The 18086-nt window shown below is 56.5% G+C and carries 15 protein-coding genes and 3 pseudogenes; 9 read left to right on the top strand and 9 right to left on the bottom strand.

From position 1 onward, the window contains the following. Positions 1 to 73 precede the first annotated feature (73 nt). Both RTCIAT899_RS21105 and RTCIAT899_RS21100 read left to right on the top strand, forming a co-directional pair. Positions 74 to 1015 carry a cupin-like domain-containing protein gene (locus tag RTCIAT899_RS21105; RefSeq protein WP_240535526.1) on the top strand — a complete coding sequence of 314 codons (942 nt, stop codon included), beginning with the start codon at positions 74 to 76 and terminating at the stop codon, positions 1013 to 1015. A gap of 103 nt (positions 1016 to 1118) precedes the next feature. Then, positions 1119 to 1904: pseudogene (locus RTCIAT899_RS21100) on the top strand (IS110 family RNA-guided transposase); the annotation flags it as partial. Positions 1905 to 2129: 225 nt separating this feature from the next. Here RTCIAT899_RS21100 and istB read toward each other — a convergent pair. The 3 genes and pseudogenes from istB to RTCIAT899_RS21085 all read right to left on the bottom strand — a co-directional run bounded on the left by istB (position 2130) and on the right by RTCIAT899_RS21085 (position 5676). Continuing rightward, complete coding sequence (gene istB, locus RTCIAT899_RS21095) at positions 2130 to 2930, bottom strand: IS21-like element ISSme2 family helper ATPase IstB (protein ID WP_004126157.1); 801 nt, start codon at positions 2928 to 2930, stop codon at positions 2130 to 2132. Next, positions 2930 to 4215, bottom strand: a pseudogene (istA, locus tag RTCIAT899_RS21090) (IS21 family transposase). The gene istB and the pseudogene istA overlap by 1 nt, the downstream one beginning before the upstream one ends. A 567-nt stretch (positions 4216 to 4782) precedes the next feature. Then, positions 4783 to 5676, bottom strand: a complete 894-nt coding sequence (locus RTCIAT899_RS21085) for a MurR/RpiR family transcriptional regulator (protein ID WP_004126151.1) — start codon at positions 5674 to 5676, stop codon at positions 4783 to 4785. A gap of 498 nt (positions 5677 to 6174) precedes the next feature. Here RTCIAT899_RS21085 and RTCIAT899_RS21075 point away from each other — a divergent pair, with 498 nt between their 5' ends. Together RTCIAT899_RS21075 and RTCIAT899_RS34420 are read left to right on the top strand one after the other, a co-directional pair. Further along, a complete protein-coding gene (locus RTCIAT899_RS21075; RefSeq protein ID WP_240535525.1) occupies positions 6175 to 6546 on the top strand; it encodes a transposase in 372 nt (123 codons plus the stop codon). Beyond that, positions 6543 to 6665, top strand: a complete 123-nt coding sequence (locus RTCIAT899_RS34420) for a transposase (protein WP_141694186.1) — start codon at positions 6543 to 6545, stop codon at positions 6663 to 6665. Before RTCIAT899_RS21075 ends, RTCIAT899_RS34420 begins: the two co-directional genes overlap by 4 nt. Positions 6666 to 6741: 76 nt before the next feature. Here RTCIAT899_RS34420 and RTCIAT899_RS21070 read toward each other — a convergent pair whose 3' ends face one another. The 3 genes from RTCIAT899_RS21070 to RTCIAT899_RS34200 are packed head-to-tail and all read right to left on the bottom strand — an operon-like array spanning position 6742 to position 9262. Then, entirely contained in the window at positions 6742 to 7749 is a 1008-nt protein-coding gene (locus RTCIAT899_RS21070; protein WP_004126146.1) for a tyrosine-type recombinase/integrase, read from the bottom strand. Continuing rightward, on the bottom strand, positions 7746 to 8678 hold the full coding sequence (locus tag RTCIAT899_RS21065; RefSeq protein ID WP_004126144.1) for a tyrosine-type recombinase/integrase: 933 nt from the start codon (positions 8676 to 8678) through the stop codon (positions 7746 to 7748). Before RTCIAT899_RS21065 ends, RTCIAT899_RS21070 begins: the two co-directional genes overlap by 4 nt. After that, positions 8675 to 9262, bottom strand: a complete 588-nt coding sequence (locus RTCIAT899_RS34200) for a site-specific integrase (protein ID WP_028755352.1) — start codon at positions 9260 to 9262, stop codon at positions 8675 to 8677. Before RTCIAT899_RS34200 ends, RTCIAT899_RS21065 begins: the two co-directional genes overlap by 4 nt. Positions 9263 to 9400: 138 nt before the next feature. On the opposite strand from RTCIAT899_RS34200, the gene RTCIAT899_RS34415 reads away from it, so the two are divergent. From RTCIAT899_RS34415 to tnpC, 3 genes and pseudogenes are all read left to right on the top strand, one after another. Next, on the top strand, positions 9401 to 9526 hold the full coding sequence (locus tag RTCIAT899_RS34415; RefSeq protein WP_276307848.1) for a hypothetical protein: 126 nt from the start codon (positions 9401 to 9403) through the stop codon (positions 9524 to 9526). A gap of 331 nt (positions 9527 to 9857) precedes the next feature. Beyond that, a pseudogene (tnpB, locus tag RTCIAT899_RS34620) lies at positions 9858 to 10088 on the top strand (IS66 family insertion sequence element accessory protein TnpB); the annotation flags it as partial. Between the two features lie 75 nt (positions 10089 to 10163). Next, positions 10164 to 11762, top strand: coding sequence for an IS66 family transposase (tnpC, locus tag RTCIAT899_RS21055; RefSeq protein WP_004126142.1), 1599 nt, complete (start codon positions 10164 to 10166; stop codon positions 11760 to 11762). A 280-nt stretch (positions 11763 to 12042) separates the two neighbouring features. On the opposite strand, the gene ectB is transcribed toward tnpC, so the two are convergent. Together ectB and RTCIAT899_RS21045 are read right to left on the bottom strand one after the other, a co-directional pair. Continuing rightward, positions 12043 to 13317 (bottom strand): diaminobutyrate--2-oxoglutarate transaminase, encoded by a 1275-nt coding sequence (gene ectB / locus RTCIAT899_RS21050; protein WP_004126138.1) that lies wholly within the window; start codon positions 13315 to 13317, stop codon positions 12043 to 12045. 243 nt (positions 13318 to 13560) lie between these two features. After that, on the bottom strand, positions 13561 to 14529 hold the full coding sequence (locus tag RTCIAT899_RS21045) for a LuxR family transcriptional regulator (RefSeq protein WP_004126135.1): 969 nt from the start codon (positions 14527 to 14529) through the stop codon (positions 13561 to 13563). Positions 14530 to 14787: 258 nt separating this feature from the next. On the opposite strand from RTCIAT899_RS21045, the gene RTCIAT899_RS21040 reads away from it, so the two are divergent. After that, a complete protein-coding gene (locus RTCIAT899_RS21040; protein ID WP_004126132.1) occupies positions 14788 to 15621 on the top strand; it encodes an IS5-like element ISRtr4 family transposase in 834 nt (277 codons plus the stop codon). Positions 15622 to 15865: 244 nt separating this feature from the next. On the opposite strand, the gene RTCIAT899_RS21035 is transcribed toward RTCIAT899_RS21040, so the two are convergent. After that, positions 15866 to 16645 (bottom strand): hypothetical protein, encoded by a 780-nt coding sequence (locus RTCIAT899_RS21035; protein ID WP_244441509.1) that lies wholly within the window; start codon positions 16643 to 16645, stop codon positions 15866 to 15868. A 470-nt stretch (positions 16646 to 17115) separates the two neighbouring features. Between RTCIAT899_RS21035 and RTCIAT899_RS31710 the strand changes: the two genes are divergently transcribed. Further along, complete coding sequence (locus tag RTCIAT899_RS31710; RefSeq protein ID WP_157385444.1) at positions 17116 to 17829, top strand: response regulator transcription factor; 714 nt, start codon at positions 17116 to 17118, stop codon at positions 17827 to 17829. Positions 17830 to 18086: the final 257 nt, after the last annotated feature.

Below are 18086 nucleotides of genomic sequence, written 5' to 3'. Positions count from 1 at the left end.
CTGGTTAGCCAATTCGCTACGGTCGCGATGGGAGTCGTCGCTTAACGAATTCACGCAAAATATGAGATTAAAAATGGTTGAACTTGAAACAGTAGCATCCTCATTGGCGCCGCTAGAAGACTCTGGCTGGTCATCGATTCCTACAGTGACAGAGCTATTTGACTGGGAATTTGCGACGAACTACCGAGATCCCATGCGGCCGGTTCTCCTACGTGGAGGCTGTGCAGCCTGGAGTGCCTGTCAGCGCTGGTCACCTGAGTATTTTGAGAAAGTCGCCGGGTCAATGATTGTACCCACCAAAACGCTCGACGGCAGCGAGATTAAGGTCTCTTCTTGGGAACTAGCAAAATACGCCCGGTTTGTAATGGAGTCACCGTCTTGCCACGATGGAGCCTCTTCATTGAACGCGAGAGCGGCACCCTACTGCCACGACATCCCCCTACTGGGCTTAGTGGAGAGCTTGGCGGAGGACTGTCAGCCCTTCCCGGTTAACTTTGTCAGTTCGTCTTACCGCCGGCACTGGTGGCGCTATACGCAGTTTTTCATGGGTCCGGAAGGAACCGTTACCCCCCTCCACTTCGATACGCTGCTTAGCCATAACCTATTTTTCCAAATCTTCGGTGCGAAGCAGTTCACCATTCTCCCACCCAGCCAAGCCACCCGCTGTGCACGCCGAGGTTGGCGGTGGTTTGATGTGGACCCGGAGCAACCGGACTATGTGCGCTTTCCGCAGTACAAGCGAGCGACACCCCTCGTAATCACGGTAAATCCCGGTGACATCCTTTATATGCCGCCCGGAACGCTCCATCACGTTCGCAGCTTATCGGCCTCGATTTCCTTCAACATCGATTTTCACACGAATCGCAGCGTATTAGATGCGCTAACGCAGGCAGACAAGGGCATGCCGAAAGAGGTCATTTTTTACAACGCGGTCACCGCGCTGGCGGTAATCAGCAACGTACCGGAAGCTATCACGTTTCCCCTATATCGGCCCTATCTGAGCTATGTGAGTTGACAACAGTGAGCCGCACGAGCTCGCATACGGGATTGCTAGATCAAACCTGCTGCGGTAGTGAGGTGTTGCCCGCTGAGCTGTTCCTCCGACGGTCGCTCGAACAAGCCGATTGCACCGGGCGGGGGAACTGACGGGAGTTTGGGTTCCAGATGAGACCCATGAGGCGATCCGCGATCTGGTCCGGGCTCGTGAGGCTGCAAACGACGCCCTGAAGAAATCCCGCCAGCAGTTGCAGGCTTTCCTGCTGCGTCGCGGTCATATTTATAGCGGCCGCTCGCCCTGGACACAAGTCCATCGGCGATGGTTGGCAGAGTTGTTGTTCACCCATCCCGCCCACCACATCGTTCTCGCAGAATACATTCAGACCATCGAAGACGCTGAGGTTCGGGTAGAGCGGCTGACCAAACAGGCCGCCGCGACTGTGGTCTCCTGGTCGATGGCGCCAGTCGTCGAAGCCTATCAAGCAATGCGCGGCGTCTCGCTCCTCACAGCGGTGACTTTCGTGGTTGAAATCGGCGACGTCAGGCGCTTCGAAACGGCTCCGCAGCTGATGGCGTATCTGGGGTTTGTGCCGTCCGAGAGCTCGACTGGCGAACCGGTGAAACGCAAGGGTATCACCAAGGCGGGAAGTACGCGGGCCCGCCGTGTTCTGAGGGCGCGTGGACGTATAGATTACCCGGCCCGGGTAAGTCGGGCCATTCAGGCAAGACTGGAGGGGCTGCCACAGCCGGTCCGCGAAATCGCCTGGAAAGCTCAGATCCGGCTATGCGCACGCTATCATCAACTTATCGGCGCGGGGAAGCTCAAGGCAGTAGCCACCATCGCGATCGCTCGGGAAATGGCGGCGTTCCTGTGGGCTATCGGTCAAGAGGTCGCTCCCGCGGCATAAGCGTGATCAACGCCAACCTCAATACATGAAAGGAAGCAGCTAATCAGCATTCGCATATATCTGCTGATGTATAAACTTGGGGGCAGAGCCCCGGTGGGGAATCCTCGCCAAATCCAAGTGGCAAGCGTTGAGCCCATGCCCGATCGTAGACAGAGGCAGCCCCAGACGAACCTGTCAAGCGAATCGAGGAATTGACCCCTCTGCCGAATTGAAGAACTGACCCCCTCATTTGTTTGCAGTTTCGTTGGTTTCAAGCGCCGCTCCGGCCTTCTGCAGAAGGCCGGAGCGGCGCTTTTCGCGAAGTCGGTAGCTATCGCCCCGAATGGTGATCACTGTCGAGTGGTGAAGCAGGCGATCCAATATTGCCGTGGCAACGACGGGATCCCCAAAAACACTTCCCCATTCGCCCACAGAGCGATTTGAAGTGATCAGGATTGAGCCCTTTTCGTAGCGCCGAGACACCAGTTGGAAGAACAGGTGGGCGGCATTGGCCTCGAAGGGCAGGTACCCCAGCTCGTCAATGATCAACAATTTCGGTCGCGACAGAATCGTCAACTGTTTGTCGAGCGAGCCGTCGCTGTGAGCCTTCGCCAGCATCGCCACCAAGGTAGCCGCCGTGACGAACTGGACGTTGTAATTTTGACGGATCGCCTCGCGGCCGAGGCTCACCGCCAAATGCGTCTTGCCTGTACCTGGCGGTCCAAGGAACAGAACAGTGTCACCGTGGGCGATCCAGCGGCAGGTCGCTAGTTCCCTGATCTGCCCCTGATCCAGCGAGGGCTGCGCCTCGAAGTCGAAGCCGTCCAGTTCGCGCACGAACGGGAATTGCGCCAGCTTGCTCGACATTGATATCCGCCGCTCGTCGCGCCGGGCGATCTCGCGCGATACCAGGAAGGCGAGAGCCTCCCGCAATGTCATCTTCGACCGCGCTGCCTCGTCCAGCAACGTATCGAGCTGGTCGCGGATCGCCGTCAGCTTCAGCCGGTCGAGCGTTGCGATCAGCACGTCATGATCCACAGTCGTCATCACCAGCCTCCTCCAACCACTGCTTCATATTCCGCAAGCGGCCGCAGCAAGGCAGCGGGCGCGGCCTCGATGGCCTCCTTACGAACCGGCCCGTCGAAGCCGGTAACGCCAACAAAGTGCGCCCGGTCCACAATTCGTTGTCGTCGCCCCCGGCACTGGGGATGGTTAGCGATGACCTGGCCGGCATGACGGATAATCACGCGGCCGGCCAACACTACGACCTGAACGCTTTCACCGATCAGGTGCCAAGGGACCGAGTAGCTGTTGGTATCGAGGTCGATCGCGCAATCGGCTTGAACCTTGCGAACCAGATCCCGCAATTGTCCGAAGGGTGCCCGTCCGGCCAGCGGACGTAGCGCCTTGGCTTCGTCGGCAAAACGTTCCGCCGGTTTGACACCGGTGGTGCCGTGTTCACGCTGGTCGGCAACTTCGCGTGTCCATCGATCCAGGTGCGCTTCGAACTCGGCCCAGCTCTCGAAGCGTCGCCCGGCGATCGCGTTCTTCTTGATGTAGCCGACCCCGCGCTCGTCTTTGCCTTTCGTTCTCGCCCGATACGGTGCACAGGCCCGCGGCGTGAAGCCCCAATAACGGGCAAAAGTATGCAGTCGCGCGTTGAAGCTTACCTCTCGCGTCACCGCATCATGATGCTCGACCAGGGCTTTCGCATTGTCGATCAGCACTTCCGCCGGAATCCAACAAACCGCAGAAAGGCGCCTTCCATCCCCTCGAACCAGTCCGCCTGCCGCTCCCTCAGTGACGCGCGAGCGTGCATCCGTCGCGAATAGCCCAACGTCGCCACGAACAGATGAACCCGAGCCCGCTCGCCGCCGATCCATACCTTCGTATCACCGAAGTCGATCTGCATCTGATGGCCTGGCGCCGTCTCAAAGCGGACTGTCGCCCGCTTCTGTGCTTTTAGCTCTCGCCGCCACTGCCGAACTCGAAGCTCAACTGAACGCAGACCGATGGTGATTCCATGCTCGCTCGCCAACTCCTGGCGGATTACATCCGCATTGCCGTCGTGCCGGAAAAAACGCTCGCGAAGCCAATCATCAAGCCCGTCGAACCCCGTGCGCCGAACAGGCTGTTTGAACGGTGCAACTCCGCCTTCTCGAAGATAACGCCGGACCGTATTGCGGGCGCATCCGAACTCCTTCGATAGACGTTTGGCGCCCCAACCGAGCTCGTGCAGCCGCAACATCGCCACCACCTCATCAGCCTGAAGCATATCCCCGTCCTGCATCGTTCGCGACAATGCAGGATGCGATAAAATCGTGCTCGTCATCCATCATTCCTCGTTTTGACACGAGGGGTCAGTTCTTCGGTTCGTCAGGGGGTCAGTTTTTCATTTCGCCCGACAGAACCTACGGAAATGCGGTAAACAACCCGCGCACAAGAGTATGCCAACCGTCGTCGAAAGCCCTGCCTCCAACTTTGTATATCAGCTTCATCTACACGGCTTCATCACTGCTGATGGAAGGGACACAGTCATGCCTAGACCACTTGACAACGAACATAAGAGGATTTGAAGACTCGGTTTGATAGCCAGTTATCGCACGTGAGCTCTGATGTTCATTGTAAAGGTAAATCGTGCAACCTTCGGCCTTCCTTATTATGGGCCTGGTATTTGGAGCGGCTGCGCAGGGCGGGAGACAGAGCTTTAGACAGTTGAGCAGCCAGCGACGCGAGCCAGATGGTGGCTCAGCTAGGTCCGCATGTGCGCTATCAAGGGCGCTGATCGATCCTGTCCTCCGGCCAATCGATAGGGGAAACAAACGCAACTCAGCCTCGATGCGATAGAGTTCAGCGACCTGCTAGGCGGAAACGAGCGGTTCAAATTTCTGGCTCTTCTTTAGTCATGAGAGTTCTTGCCGACGCCGCTCTTCAGAGCATAAGTTTCGAATTCCATAAGTTGTTCTTCATGGTCAGCCAGAGCTCGAAGAGCGAAGCTCCCGCGTCTCGCGGCGACCAGTTCCATGAGACATTCTACTGCGGCCAATGCGGGAGTCATCGTGTGAATAAATGAAGGAACTTCGGTGCGAACGCGGATTACCGCTTGAGAAATCTTGGCGATTGGAGACAGTTCGCTGTCCGTCAAAGCGACGAGTTTTGCACCACGGGATACGGCAAACTCGGCTGCCTGTACTGTGAAGCGAGTGTAAGGGTTGACTGTGACCGCTAGCAAAATGTCTTCTGGGCCGACAGACCGAAGCGCATCATCGGAGGCACCGCCCATCCCATCGATCAATGTTGTAGGAGAGCCAAGCAATGATCCAACATGGTGCATTAGATAGGCGATGGGAAAGCTTGAACGGCGGCCGACGCAAAAAATTTGTTTCGCCTCCGCTATTAGGTCGGCTGCTGCCGCCAACGCGGCAATCGCGGGCGGCTGCGCGAACCTGCTTAGATGACCCTGCAAAGCATTCACTGTATCGCATATGAGGACGCCATCGCCCCCGATCTCCGCTCGTGCCAATAACTCCTCTCCACTCCCACCGAAGCTTTCCGGCCGTTCCCTGACCCTATCGGCGAATACCTCCTTTAATTTGTCGAAACCGTCGAAGCCAAGGCGTTTTGCAAGTCTCGTTAATGTTGCCGGAGGCACTCGTGCTCGGCGTGCCTGCTCCCTCATTGACAGCAGTGCGACCTCTGTCGGATGGTCAACCAACCAACGCGCAGCGACCTTCATTTGCCGAGGAAATCGCTCATAGTTGTTCTTTATGAGACTTGTGGTGGGACAATCCATTCTTACTTCCTGAAGTCTATTAGGCAAATGCTTAAGCGACAAAGGCTTTTCCTTGGTCTATGGATTAAGGTCGCCGTCTTCGTTGACAAACGTGACCATTCCGCGATGCCTCAAACAGCCCGTGTTGCCTACGGCATCCACGTGCTTAAGCGTTCCCCGGGACCTGGTTTGATTGAAACTTTCTTGAAGATCAGGCGATGTCAACCCAAGCGCACCAACATCGTCAGGAGAATCAGGACGGCGCCGAACATGAAATTACTCGATGTGCGGCACGCTGTCTTCTACTTCTCATCATCATAATCTCGTCCTTGACGTTAAGATCGGCAGTCCATTGCTTCGCAATAGGAAGCAAGCAAAAGATGTGCCAACTCCGCAGAATTAGCCAACGAAGGGGTTATCTCCACTGTTCGTAAGCGGACAGGCCATCCCACGTAGCATGGAGACGCGAAATCGCTCATTTTCAGCATGAATCATGCTGGGAATCCTATGAGTGAAGATATGAATCATGATCGTACGTTCGAAATTCTGACGGCGGAGCCGGTGCGAACGCGGCGGAAACCGAAGTCGTGGTCAGATGAGGCGAAAGCTCTGATCCTGGAGCAAGCGTTGGCTCCGGGCGCAAATGTCTCTGCGGTCGCGCGTGCCCATGGAATGGACCCATCGCAGCTCTTTGGATGGCGGCGCGTAGCCCTTGCATCTGGTTCGGTTCAGCGGTTGAGAGCAACCGAAAACGATGAGGCCTTTACTCGTTTCGAGGCGGTGCGGACGGACACTGTCGAGATCCAGGTGGGCGACACGACACTTCGCGTCAGCGCTTCGATCGATCCGGCGCTGCTGAGCGGCATCGTCAGGGCGGTACGGCAAGCATGATCGCTTCGGGTGTCGTGGTCTATGTGTCGTGCCAACCGGTCGACTTCCGCAAAGGCGCGGCCTCGCTGATGGCCCTGGTGCGCGATGGCGGCCTCGACCCCTTTTTATGCATCGGGTGAGATTTTGTGGCGGAGCCGTCATGGCGCCAGCCGGGGACTGCCAAATCTGGCATCTTCCGCCACATAATGTTTTAGCTTAGATGCTGTTCAGCAGTTGCAGAACGGCATCGGTGGGCCGGAAGCGCGTCCCGTAATCGCCCTTGATGCCCGCCTTTTCGAGTCCGTTACGCATCATCTCGACATCCGCGGCGGCATAGCGGTGGGTGGTGGCGACCTGTGCGTGCCCGAGCCAGGCTTGAATCGTCAAAAGATCCACGCCGGACTGGAGAAGCTTCATGGCAAGGGAGTGCCGGAAGATGTGTGGCGATATGGGCTTTTCGGCCAAATCCGGCCTTGTGGCCACTGCCTTGGCCGCCGCTCGTCGTACGATGTGGGTCGCCCCGAAGCGCGTCAGGCGCTCATTGTGGGCACCGATAAAGATCGGTCGTGGTTCGTGGTTGGTGATTCCGCGCTCGCGCAACAAGGCCGCCAGCGCTCTCGCCAGATCCTGAGGAACGGGGATGACGCGATCTCTGCGCCCCTTACCGTGCAATAGCACCTGCGAGTGCGGGCGTCCCAACTGAAGGTCGTCAGCATTGACACCGATGGCTTCGGAGACCCGCGCGCCGGTCCGCGCCAGGAACAGCAGAAACGCGCGGTCGCGCCGACCACGGGGCGTCCTCTGATCGGGCGCCGCAATGACGGTGTCCACTTCTGCGTCGGTGAGATGGTGCGTCACCTCAATGTGCGCGCGTTTTGTGGGAATCGTCAGCACGCGTTGCGCGACACCAAAGGACGCCGGGTCGGCGGCTGCCACATGGTGGAAGAAAGATCGTATCGCAGCTAGTCGGGCATTACGCGTGGCGACGGTGTTGTTCCGCTTCTCCTCGAGTTCGTCGAGAAATGCGAGAACGAGGTCTCGATCGAGATCTTCGAGCACCAACGCCGCCGGCCTCTTCCGCAACCTGGCGGCGGCAAAGAGGATCAGCATGCGCAAGGCGTCGCGATAGCTCGCGACAGTCGCGGGAGTGGCGTTGCGCTGCTTGGTTAGGCGCCGGCGAAAGTAGGATTCCAGGAGCGGCGCCAGGAGCAGATGTTCGCTCATGCTGCACCTCCATCGAGGAAAGCGCGGTCCGCCGCAATGGCGAGAAGATCCGCCGAACCAGTGAGGTAGTAAGCGGTATCGCTGTAGCTGGCGTGGCCGAGATAGGTGGCGAGCAACGGGAGCAACGCCTGAACGTCTGCGCGCTGTTGATGCCAGAAGCTGAGGCGGGTCACGGCGAACCGGTGCCTGAGATCGTGCGGCCTTAAGGGCTTACCGCCATCAAGGCCGGAGAGCTTACGCACCTCGGCAAAACCGTTTTGCAGGCCGGTCGCTGAGAGGCGGTTGCCACGAGAGCTGAGGAAGAAGCCCTGGTCCTTGGGCGTGGGAAAAGCGGCGTCACGCTCACTGGCGTAGTGGCGAAGGGCAGCCTGGGTCGTCGTGTGAACTGGAACGAGACGGTCCTTGCGGAACTTCGTCTTCCGAACGAGAAGAACCCCGTTGGTCAGATCGACGTCGGAACGATCAAGCCTTACCACTTCGCCAGATCGCAGTCCCGAGCTTGCCAACAATCCGATTAGCGTTGCCATCGTCCGCCCCCTGAGAGGGATGCTTGGCGAAATGCGCGCACATGCGTCGATGAGCGACGCCAACTCTGACTCGCTGAGGATCCGCGGCGGCGGAATTGCCCTGGATCTGGGAAAGACCCTACGCTCCAAGCTCTCGGTTTGGGCGTCATAGACGGCGAGATACTCGTAGAATCTGCGGAGCACGCCGTGACGAGTGGTGCGGCTGTTGGCGGCCCCGCCGAACGATAGGACGAAGTCCAGCGCCATCGTCCGGGTGGCGGGCGCGTCGATTTGAGTGCGTTCAACGTAGCGGACAAAAGCGCGCAACGTACCAGCTTGCTTACTGAAGGCATAGCCGAGCGAGTGGCGCAGTTCGATGTAACGCTCAACCTTCTCGCCGAGGAATCGGGCAAAGGCGGTCATGCGGCGCCTCCCGGAAAGGGGAGTGCGACCTCGGCGAGTTGCGAGGCCGCAACCTTCACGTACAACGCCGTTGTGTTGATGCTCCGGTGGCCAAGAAGATCGGCGACCTCGTTGATTGGCCTTTGCTGCCTGACGAGCTGGGTGGCAAGGCTGTGGCGCAGGAGATGCGCACCTGCGACTCGCCCAAGTTCGACCCCGCCATGCCGCAACCGCTTCCGCACGATCCTCGAAACAGGCGACGCGCACTTGAACGGCCCCAGCGGCGGCGTGAAGGACAGGAACAGATACGGACTATCCACCTTCGGTCGAGCGCGCAGGATGTAATCGGCGAGTGCGGCGCCGGTCTCCTCTAGGAGTGGCACCACCCGATCACGCTTGCCCTTGGTGCGCCGGACAAAAACCTCGCCAGTACGCCAGTCGATATCCTTCAGCCGAATGGCGCGTAACTCGCCGTTGCGAATGCCCGTAGTGGCGAGCAGCAGCAGGACGGCTCGATCGCGGATGTCGACCGGCGTCGTTGCGCCGATCGCATCGATCGCCTGCCGAACGTCATCCCATGCAAGGCGTGGCGGCAAATGTGCCAAACGCCAAGAGGGCGTCCTTGGGACAACGCCGGCGAGATCTTGGCGATGGTAGCCAGCCCAATACAAAAACCGAAGAAATGTTCGAGTGTGAGCAGTCGCTGCCGTGCGGCTGCCGGAGGTCGCCGATAGCGACAGCCGATGCTCGACAGCAGCAAGGACCTGCTCAGCCGTCAACGGCTCGAGGTCCTGGCCGAGATGGTGATGGCGGAACCAATCCAGAAAGCGGCGGCCGCCCAGAAGAACGCCTCGCGGCAAACTGGCTAAAGCGCGCAATCCGGCTCAGGTAAATCTTGGCAGACGCTCGCTTATAACCGAGCGTGAAAAAATGCTCCGCGAAGCGATCCATCTCGCCGCCGAGCGCACCGCTACGCAGACGCTTGAGTACCCCACGATACGAAAAATAGAAGTCGAGCATATTGCCCCTCCAGTATTGCGGCGCAGGGGGATCCCGCGCCCGTCAGAGAGGCATGAAATATTATGTGGCGGAGAATTCTAGATTTGGCAGTCCCCGGCTGGCGCCGTAATGGCTCCGCCACAAAATCTCACCCGATGCATAAATATGGTTATGTGGCGCGCCACATAACCCTTTAACGGTGCGCTTTATGTATTCCGCTCGAAACGTGCAGACCGGATCCGCATTGTTTGGTGGGATGGCAGTGGGGTCTGCCTTTACGCCAAAATAATCGAAGAAAATGGCTTCTGCTGGCCTGTCCCGTCTGCTGCCCGCGTCCGTCTCGACCATGCGCAATTGATGGCACTTCTGGCCGGAATGGATTGGAAAAAGATCCGCCCCGCCAAGGTGCGCCGGCCACTTTCGATCGGCTGATGACGACGTGCGGCAAGTTGAATCATGTTGCTGTAAGTGTTGGGAAATCGGCTGATTTTATGCTCTATTACGCGCATGATTTTACCCGGTCCCGACCTTCCTGACGACATCGATGCGCTGAAAGCGATGATCATCGCTTTGAACGCAGAGAAGGCTGCGACTGACGCCGAAATTGCCCGAATGAAGGCTGTCCAACAGAAAGCCGACGAGCGGATCACCACTTTGACGGCGATCTTGAAGGTTTTGCAGCGGGCCCAAAACGGTACGCGCTCCGAGCGACTGCGGCTGGCGATAAACGACGAGCAGATAGACTTCGCTTTTGAGGAGGTCGAGACTGGCCTTGCGGCGATTGACAGCGAGCTCGGCCAAGTGGGCAAAGAGCGGCCAAAAAGGGAGGCGCGGCCACGCAAAGGTTTTGCCGCCCATCTCGAACGCATCGAGGAAGTGATCGAGCCGGAGATCCCCGACGACTGCCAAGGCTTGGAAAAGGTTCTGATCGGCGAGGACCGATCCGAGCGGCTTGATGTCATACCGCCGAAGTTCAGGGTCATCGTCACACGCCGCCCGAAATATGCCTTCCGCGAACGTGACGGCGTGCTGCAGGCTTTGGCGCCCGCGCATATCATCGAAGGTGGGCTGCCGAGCGAACGGTTGCTGGCCTATATCGCCGTGTCGAAATACGCCGATGGTCTTCCGCTCTACCGGCAGGAGGCGATCTATCTGCGCGACAGCGTGGTTCTCAGCCGCTCTTTGATGGCCCAATGGATGGGGCATCTGGGCTTCGAGCTGCGGATCTTGGCGGATTACATCTTGGAACGCATTAAAGCCGGAGAGAGGGTTTTTGCAGACGAGACCACCTTACCGACGCTGGTCCCCGGCTCTGGTAGAACGATGAAGGCGTGGTTATGGGCCTACGCTTGCGATGACCGACCGTTTGGCGGGTCTGGCCCGCCGATGGTTGCCTATCGCTTCGAAGACAGCAGGGGTGGCAAGTGTGTCGCGCGTCATCTCGCCGGGTTCAGCGGCATCCTGCAAGTGGATGGGTACTCGGCTTATACCAGCATGCTCAAGGAGCGCGCCAAGTCCGGCAGCAATGAAACGATCAAGCTTGCCGGATGCTGGGCACATTTACGCCGAAAGTTCTACGAGCTGCATGTCGGCGGCATTAATGACGCTGCAACGGCGTCGATCACAGCCATGACGGAACTTTGGAAGGTCGAGGACGAGATCCGCGGCAGTGATGCCGAAACGCGCGCGAGGCGCCGTCAGGAGACGTCCGCTGGCATTGTCGCCGATCTCTTCCAGTTGTGGGAGAAGGAACTCTCCAAAGTCTCCGGAAAGTCCAAGACTGCTGAGGCGATACGCTACGGCCTGACACGCCGGGAGGCGCTGGAGCACTTCTTGACGGACGGCCGCGTCGAAATCGACTCCAACATAGTCGAGCGTGCCATCCGGCCCCAAACCATTACGAGGAAGAATAGTCTCTTTGCCGGCAGCGAGGGCGGCGGAGAGACATGGGCGACGATCGCCACACTTCTGCAGACGGCAAAAATGAACAACGTCGATCCGCTTGCCTGGCTATCTCAAACGCTCACCCGCATCGCAAATCGCTGGCCAGCCGCTGATATTGAGCTGCTCATGCCATGGAACTTCAAACCAGACGCCGTCGGCTAACCGCTTACCACTGTTCAACTATTTAGGTGAGGATGGGGCAACGCGCAGGGCCGAACTCCGTGTCATGAATCCGACAAATCAACCGCAGTACCCAACAAGCTTAAGGGTCGTACTTTTTAAATAGCGGCAACCCATTACGAGTGGCGCCAACGAAGACGCCCGTCCGGCCGCACGATCGGAGAATGAACCGGTTCGTGCGAGCCGCGGTGCCCAAAACTACGATAAATGCCCTCCCCCCATTGCTTTGGCTCTGCCATGCCTCCAAGAGGCAAGCGTAGCTTTATACGCTTGAGTGGACGGACTTCTCCAGAATGTCCAAGCCACGCTGCAAGATCTGCCGTTCAATTGTCAATGGAGGAAGAAGCTTAATAACCTGATCTTCAGCGCCACATCGCTCTACTACAAGCCCGTCTTCAAAGGCTTTCCGTACGATTTCCCCCGCCAATTTGCCCGTACTGCAGTCGAGCCCCACCATCATGCCCCTTCCACGTACGGTAATGTTGGAATTTCGGTTGCTTTGGGCGACTTCCTGAAGGCGCTCTCTTAGAATGCATCCTGTTTCGACAACTCCTTTAGATAGCTTTTCATTTGTCCAGTATTTTCGCAAAGCAGCAGTCGCTGTCACGAGTGCGAGATTGTTGCCCCTAAAGGTTCCACTGTGTTCGCCTGGTTGCCATACGTCAAATTCGGGTTTGAGCAGCAGGAGCGACAGCGGCAGCCCACAACCGCTGAGAGACTTAGACAAGAGAACGATGTCTGGAGAAATGTCCGCAAACTCAAAGCTGAAAAAATCGCCAGTTCGTCCGCAGCCCGCTTGAATGTCATCAATAATCAGGAGGATCTCGTTCTTCCTGCAAAGCCGCTCTAGCGACTGCAACCAGTTTCTGCTCGCAGGATTGATGCCGCCCTCACCCTGAACGGTTTCGAGAATAACAGCTGCAGGCAAATCGACGCCACTGCTACCATCCGCAAGCACTTTGTCCAGATATTCCGTAGTATCCTGATCAGGCCCCCAATAACCGTCGTAAGGCATGAAGACCGCGCCGGAAGGAGGAAGACCTGCCGCATTTCGGAAGTATCGATTACCAGTTACAGCAAGCGCGCCCAGGCTCACCCCATGATAACCGTTGGTGAATGAAACGACGCTATGACGTCCAGTGACCTTGCGTGCAAGTTTCAAAGCTGCCTCGACGGCATTGGCGCCAGTGGGACCGACAAACTGAAATTTGTATGAGAGACCGCACGGGCGCAAAATCAGGTCGTCAAAAAGCTCCATAAACTCTCTTTTCGCCGGCGTAGCCATGTCTAACCCATGAATAACTCCATTTGAATGCAGGTATTCCACGGCAGCACTTAGGATGTGCGGATCATTGTGACCGTAGTTAAGGGCACTCGCGCCGGAAAGAAAATCAATGAACGCACAACCATTTTCGTCTTCGAGGATGGCTCCTGCCGCTTTCGTGAACACCACGGGGAATGATCGGGAATAGGATCGCACGTTCGATTCATGGTTTTCAAAGGCAAATAGGGAATTGGAAATGCTGTCATTACTCACGATTATTTCCTCAACCAGATGCCATGACCCACCAGCGCCTGTACCCCTCGCCAATTACCGCGAGATCTTAGCAATGCTCCGAAAGCGGGCTCCATTTTGAAAGTTTCCGCAACTCTATACGGCCATTGCCAACTGTGCTCCTACCTAGAATGATAGTGTTCCTACTTGCCTATTGTTCGTCGCAGGAAAACAGGCCTGCGGCAGTGGCGGCACTATCACTTAGCGACGAACGAACATCGCCTCCTACAACTCGATAAATCCGAAATTTAACGCCTTAATAGCCGCGACGGTTCTACTCGCAGCGTCTAATTTTCTCATGACGTTTTTAATGTGAAAATTAACAGTATTTTCAGATATACTCATAATAATTCCAATGTCCCATGACGACTTTCCCCGTGCTACCCAGAGAATACATTCTTTCTCCCTTTGCGAGAGCTCAGGCACTTTCTCCATGACATTCGAACTCCCGACATTAGCAAGTCTCAGATGGAAATGTATCGCCGCTAGTTGTAAGTAGGCGATTGCCCTGTGGTGGAATTCACGCTCAATCTGCTGGGCAAAGCTCATGATGGCGAAACTTCCAGCCGCGCTGCGCAATGGAATGGTAATGCCTGACCTTACGCCAAAGCTTGCAGCCTCGTCGAAGATGCGCCGTTCGTTTGGAGTTGTGCTCGAGCTAACGTATGCCTCCCTCCATTGAATAGGGCCTGATCGCATTCGACTTTCCTTGATAATAGGAGCTTTCCGATCATAACCCATTTCGAGACATCGCTTCTGCCATTCATCAGGATAGTTCAGGATCTCAAAAGAAGGGCGTCGAACCGGCTGTAAAACCTTGCGCTCGGTTGTAAGAGGACCGTAGGCTATCCACGTGCAGCCAAGATTCAGAGCAAAAGCTGATAAGTGCTCAAATAACTGTTTAGACCGAGCGACGGTATGTGTCTGGTCAAGAAATCGGCCGAACTCGGCCGCAAGTTCCCCTCGATTTAAAGCTTGAGAAGGTGGCGAGAGGTCCGAGGAATTCAGATCGGTAACTCGGCCAGTCTGTTTATTGATTTGAGTGGAACCGCAACCGTCCCGAGACAATCGATGCTGTCTCTCGGGCAAATAATGGCACGCCATGCTGTCGCCAGATGAAGTCGCTGGCCGTGAGCGGCCACCGGCGAACGTTATCGCTAAAGCTTTGGAAGCGGGCTGTGGAAGAGCTGACATCCTGCTTTCCTCTCGTTTTTTCCGAGGGGTCGGAATTGCTGTCCGTAGTTCAAGAGTCGTGCCAATTTGAAAGAACCCACAGAGCCTCTACCAAATTTTCTTAACTGCATGCGAAATGCAGCATAATCAGCCGAGTACGTCGCGACCCTGGGTTGGACAAACCTGACAATAGTTCTCTTAGAGGCTGCCTCAAAAAGAGGTGGGTGATTTCAACAGGTTATGATTCCTTCGGATTTGCGAGATTCGATGGAGAACACGATGGCCTGGACCAAAATCACCCGTCGGCAATATGCCCGGCGAACGGCACGCTACGCAAGCGATATGACGGATCGGGAATGGGGTCTGGTTCAGCCTTTCCTGCCAATGCCGCGCCGCTTGGGCCGCCCGCGGACCACGGATTTGCGAGAGGTGGTGAATGCCCTGCTTTACATCGCCACAACTGGTTGCCAATGGCGGATGCTGCCGAAGGATTTTCCACCCTGCTCGACCGTCCAGCGCTATTTCTATGAATGGAGAGCGTTGGGACTTTGGCCACGCATCAACCATCGTCTCGTGATGGAAACGCGCGAGTTGGAGGGCAAGGAGGCAAGCCCGACGGCCGGTGTGATCGATAGCCAGAGCGTCAAAACCACCGAAAGCGGCGGCATCCGGGGCTATGACGCGGGCAAGAAGACCAAAGGCCGCAAGCGCCATATCATCGTCGATACGCTCGGCCTGATGGTCGGTCTCATGGTGCACAGCGCCGACATCCAGGATCGCGACGGTGCTCCCGATCTCCTGAAATCCATCCGCCACAGGTGGCCATGGTTACTGCATGTCTTCGCCGATGGTGGCTATGCGGGCGATAAGTTGAAGCGGCGACTGAAAAAGATCGGGCGCTGGACGATCGAGATCATCAAGCGCTCAGACAAGGCGAAAGGCTTCGAGGTTCTGCCGCGTCGATGGGTGGTCGAACGGACCTTCGCCTGGCTTGGCAGATGCCGCAGATTGGCCAAAGACGTCGAACGCTCCATCGCATCAGCCGAAGCGTGGATCATGATCGCCCACATTCGTCTCATCACCAGACGGCTAGCAAGGTATGGATATCGTTGAACGCTTTTCGAATCCGACTCTTATGAGTCACTTACGCCGTGACGTATGTATGAAAGGGCTCGAAGAAAGAAGAGAGCGACTCGCTGGTTGGCATACGCGCAATTTGGCGTCAGGAACCAAGCTTTGCATTTTGACAACAGGGAACGCATCTGGGGCCTCAAAGATTGCGTGCGCCGAAGGAACAGGGTTGCGGCCAGATTCTTCAGTTGCGGCACTCAAAATCTTGCTGCATGGATGTCGTTGTTCATCGTATTTCGCCGGGTTCGGCACACATGACATAGATTGGATGACCGTGAAAACCAAATGCTGCTTCAAAGAACTCCGGATCGTCATGCGAGCGACGTTTCCGCCTCCGCGCAATCCTCCGAACTAACGCCGCATCAAATTTATAAATGCCGACGAGGCTCAAATCTGCAGACGCACTTTTATAGCTGTCGGAGCCTTCGGGTACAATTGCTGTAAGGCGTTGCGCTTTGCCCGTCAGCACTCGTAGCGATCGTTTGCCGAGTGACTGGCTCACAACGACAATGTTGCGATATGATGACCGTACCAAGCGCTCCAGCACAGTTAAATTGATCACCATTTCCGCGGTAAATATCAAAACTACTCCATCGACATCAGCGACTTCCTCTGCCGCTGTCACATCAATAAGACGCCCGGGATATGGCGTGCGCTGTGGGCGTACGCGGAGCTCCATACCGTACAGCTCGTGACAGAAACGATGGTCGACCTCGCCCATGCCTCCTAGTCCAAGGATAATCGTCTTTTGCACGCCAACGCGTGCCAATTGAGATAATAGATGTTGCAGAACGGACGTGCCGCCGACCATAACTGCGCGCGCTGGGAAGCGCTCTTTGCCAGTTAACATAGTATGTCGGGGGCTTGCGATAACAATCGCACATGTCTCCATTAGCAGTGCCCTCGGATCGTGCACATAAGCTGAGACTAACCCCGAAACGTACTTGGTCCACTCCCTAATCAGATAGTTGACTAGCTGGTGGATCAGCGCCTCCTCCAGGCGCATGTCCAAACGCTGTTCGCAGCCATCGGCGACGGCGAAAGCATCAAGATCAGAGGGTCGAACAGATGGTCCGCGTCAAGAGTATGCGGTGTTCTTTCTGCCGCTGACAGATACATTTCTTCACGAACCGAAACGCGTGTTAATGCAAGGGCGCGCTGGCTACAGATCCGCTGAAGTATCTTTGCTTTAGTGGCAAAGCGCCCAAGTCCGAGTTTCAACATGTGCGCTCTAGATTAGAGGCATGGCACTGTTTCAAAACGATCTTTTCATTGGCACGATGTGTGCATGGTTATCCGCAAAATTGCCGACTGAGGAGTGAACTCCCTCCGGATCAAGCCCATTCGCCGAGGTGCCGCAATGGAAAGCTTCGGCGCGAGCCGCAGTTCAACAAACTGGGTTTTGGAGATAAGTGCAAAACTTTGTTGGCGAAAGAATTTGAAGGTCGGTCGAACTTTCATTGAAGGATGCACGCGATGGCGGAGAACGAGACTAATCGGGATTTCCACTCAGCGGCGGTGCTGATCACTGCACCAGAAGATTGCTCTGGTCAGTTCTTGGAATGCGCATGTAAGCACCTCAATACCAGCCATGGGAACGTCCTCGCCAAACACTTCCAAGAGGCGACGCCAGATGTGGTGTTTCTTAGGACGCATTTCCCTGACGTTGAGAAGCAGACGCTCTGTATTCGCCTGCGTCTTTCTCGCCGGGCGCGGTCAATGTCGATCATTGCGATTGCGGCGGTTGCTGATGAAGTAACTCAAGGAGACACGGTCACTTTCGATGACAATGAGCATGTTAGCCGATCGCGAGAGATAGCGCTGACGAGCATCGGCAGAATCTTGGACGGCTCGTGTCGGAGTTCCATTCCCAGGCATCACGAACTGCTTGCCTTTCAGGACATTGAATTGGATGTGGCCACGCATCGTGTGCGCCGAAACGGCCGGACGATTCATGTAGCTCCAACCCAGTTCCGCCTGCTGGAGCACTTTATGAGGAACCCATACCGGGCCTACTCGCGAGATGAACTAAAGAATGCAGCTTGGCCCCATGCCGTTCATATCGGGCCTCGCACCATCGATGTTCACATCGGCAACTTGCGCGCGGCACTAAATAGGGATAGCGACCGCGATCTGATACGGACTGTAAGAACTGTCGGCTACGCGCTTTCCGAAAAACCGGATTCGTAATTGCGGGATCGGCGTGAAGCTGGCCGTGTAAGCGGCGCCAATTTGGCGGCGTCTTAATCAGTCAAATTCAACAGCGCTTGATATTCAGCTTTTTCAGGCGGAGGATTTTTTAGTTGCCAGCGGTATTCCATTGTTGCTGATGTTAGCCCATCTTCATATTGCTGAGATTGGCAAGAAGGGCCGTCGCCCGCAGTACTATTGCTTATTGGCGCATCCGTGGAACCTTCAAAGTCCAGGGCATCTATGGAGGCTCTTCC

It is taken from the genome of Rhizobium tropici CIAT 899 (assembly GCF_000330885.1).
Lineage (GTDB): Bacteria > Pseudomonadota > Alphaproteobacteria > Rhizobiales > Rhizobiaceae > Rhizobium > Rhizobium tropici.
Note: the sequence above shows the minus strand (reverse complement) of the source record. Positions and strands in the feature narration are given on the sequence as shown.